This window comes from Thiomonas sp. TH-17, assembly GCF_057473305.1.
Window position 1 is genome coordinate 1 of record NZ_JBYCKI010000271.1, and the last position, 2,465, is coordinate 2,465.

At 64.4% G+C, this 2,465-nt stretch carries 3 protein-coding genes; 1 reads left to right on the top strand and 2 read right to left on the bottom strand.

The window, feature by feature from the left end; translation table 11 throughout:
• Window positions 1-3: 3 nt before the first annotated feature.
• Both dapA and AC2VLV_RS15415 read right to left on the bottom strand, forming a co-directional pair.
• Complete coding sequence (gene dapA, locus AC2VLV_RS15410; protein WP_486990819.1) at window positions 4-906, bottom strand: 4-hydroxy-tetrahydrodipicolinate synthase; 903 nt, start codon at window positions 904-906, stop codon at window positions 4-6.
• Window positions 907-937: 31 nt separating this feature from the next.
• Window positions 938-1,501 carry a class I SAM-dependent methyltransferase gene (locus tag AC2VLV_RS15415; protein WP_486990820.1) on the bottom strand — a complete coding sequence of 188 codons (564 nt, stop codon included), beginning with the start codon at window positions 1,499-1,501 and terminating at the stop codon, window positions 938-940.
• A 126-nt stretch (window positions 1,502-1,627) separates the two neighbouring features.
• Between AC2VLV_RS15415 and galE the strand changes: the two genes are divergently transcribed.
• The coding region (gene galE / locus AC2VLV_RS15420) for a UDP-glucose 4-epimerase GalE (protein ID WP_486990821.1) at window positions 1,628-2,465 on the top strand (838 nt) is incomplete at its 3' end.

The following is a 2,465-nucleotide window of genomic DNA, read 5'->3' on the forward strand; positions in this document are numbered from 1 at the left end:
AAATCAGTGAACCACCGGCAGGCCCAACGCCTGCAAGGCCGCGCGCAACGGGGCGTGAAAGGCCTGTTGCAAAGGAGTCAGGGGCAGTCGCAGGCCCGAGTCGATGCGACCCATGAGGCGCAGCGCTTCCTTGACGGGAATGGGGTTGGGTTCGCAGAACAACTGCTGATTGAGATCAATGAGCTCGAAGTGCAATTTGCTGGCCAACGCGGCATTTCCCGCCATCGCGGCCACACACAACTCGTGCATGCGGCGCGGTACGACGTTGGCCGACACGCTGATGTTGCCGTGCCCGCCCAGCATCATCAGGGCCACGGCGGTCGGGTCGTCGCCGGAATAAATGGCGAACGACGGCGGCGCTCGCCGAATGATCTGTGCGGCGCGGTCGATGTTGCCCGAGGCCTCTTTGATGCCGATGATGCCGGGCGCCTGTGCGAGACGCAGCGCGGTTTCTACCTGCATATCGGCCACGGTGCGGCCCGGCACGTTGTAGAGCACCACGGGGATGTCGATCGCCTCGGCGATGGCGGTGAAATGCGCCACCATGCCGTCTTGCGTGGGGCGGTTGTAGTAGGGCACGACGCTGAGCACGCAATCGGCCCCGACTTCCTGGCAGCGCTTGGAGAGTTCGATGGCTTCGCGCGTGGAGTTGGCACCGGCGCCGGCCATCACGGGCACGCGGCCAGCCGCCTGTTCGACCACCGTGCGCACGATTTCGATGTGCTCGTCAACCGGGATGGTGGGGGATTCGCCGGTGGTGCCGACCGGGCTGATGCAGTCGGTGCCTTGTTCGATATGCCAGTCGACCAGCTTGCGCAGCGCGGGGTAGTCCACGCTGCCATCGGAGTGCATGGGGGTCACCAGGGCGACGATGCTGCCGCGGATGACCAGAGGTTGGGAGGACATTGTTCTGCGTGCGCTGCTTGTGAGCTGCTTGTCAAATGGAGAGATTGTATCGGTCTGCCGCGCTGGCGTTGGGCGCTTCCCGAACGGCGGCGATGCGCTGCACATAGGCGGGGTGAGGCGCTTGGACAAAGCCATCTTCAAAGGCCAGTACGCGCAGCGCCGGGCGCACCGCGTCGAGCAATTCGCCGGGGCGCAGCAAGAAATCAGGATTCGACGGCTTGCCCACGCTGGCTTGACCGAGGGCGAAGGTTTCGTAGAGCAGAAAGCCGCCGGGGGCCACCGCTTGCACGATGCGCGACAACAAAGGGCGCCAGAGGTAGTTGGTCACGACCACCGCATCGAAAGTTTGTTCGCCGTAGGGCCAGGGGCCGGCTTCCAGGTCGGCCACCTGCACCTTCGCCAGATCGCGCAGACCGGCGAGGGCTTCGGCGTTGCGGTCCACCGCAAACACCGTATAGCCGCGCTGCTGCAGCCAGCGTACATGGCGGCCTCCGCCACAAGCGACGTCGAGCACGTTGCCGCCCGCGAGTAGCAGCGAGGCATGGCGGACGATCCAGGGGGAAGGCGGGGCGTCGGTGCGGGCTTCTGGGGTCATGGCGCAGCATCGTAACGGGGTGCCCGCGTGAAAGATGCGTGTGCGATGCGCGTGCCTCATGTTGGCAAGGCAGAATAGGGGAAACCCCTTTCCCTTCCATTCCTCGACATTCACCGCAAAAACGACATGACCACAGCCACCATCCTCGTCACCGGCGGCGCCGGCTACATCGGCTCGCACACCTGCGTCGCCCTCATCGAAGCGGGCTACACCCCTGTGGTGTACGACAACCTGTGCAACAGCAGCGCCGAGTCGCTGGCGCGGGTGGAGCGCATCACCGGCAAGCGCCCCGTCTTCGTGCAGGCTGATATTCGCGATGCGGCGCGGCTTGACGCCGTGTTTGCACAACACAAGATCGACGCCGTGATCCACTTCGCCGGTCTGAAAGCAGTGGGCGAATCGGTGGAAAAACCGCTGATGTACTACGACAACAACGTCGGCGGCACGGTGGTTCTGCTCGAGGCGATGCAGCGCGCCAAGGTGCACAACCTCATCTTTTCGTCGTCCGCCACGGTCTATGGCGATCCGGCCTCAACGCCCATTCGCGAAGACTTTCCGCTCAGCGCGACCAACGCCTACGGCCGCAGCAAGCTGATGATCGAAGAAATTCTCGGTGACCTGCATCGCGCCGAGCCGCATTGGCGCATCGCCCGTCTACGCTACTTCAACCCGGTGGGTGCGCACGAAAGCGGGCTCATCGGCGAAGACCCGCGCGGCATTCCCAACAACCTCATGCCCTTTGTCACGCAGGTGGCCGTAGGTCGGTTGCAGAAACTGCGCGTGTTCGGCGGCGACTGGCCCACGGTGGACGGCAGCGGCGTGCGCGACTACATCCATGTCATGGATCTGGCCGAGGGCCATGTAGCGGCGCTGCGTTATCTGTTGGGCCATGAGGGCATGTTGACCGTCAACCTCGGCACCGGCCAAGGCTACTCGGTGCTGCAGATGGTGCAGGCCTTCGGCA

Bases quoted from the DNA above. Each gene is read 5' to 3' on its own strand.
- dapA (WP_486990819.1), bottom strand. From the start codon at position 906: ATGTCCTCCCAACCTCTGGTCATCCGCGGCAGCATCGTCGCCCTGGTG.
- AC2VLV_RS15415 (WP_486990820.1), bottom strand. From the start codon at position 1,501: ATGACCCCAGAAGCCCGCACCGACGCCCCGCCTTCCCCCTGGATCGTC.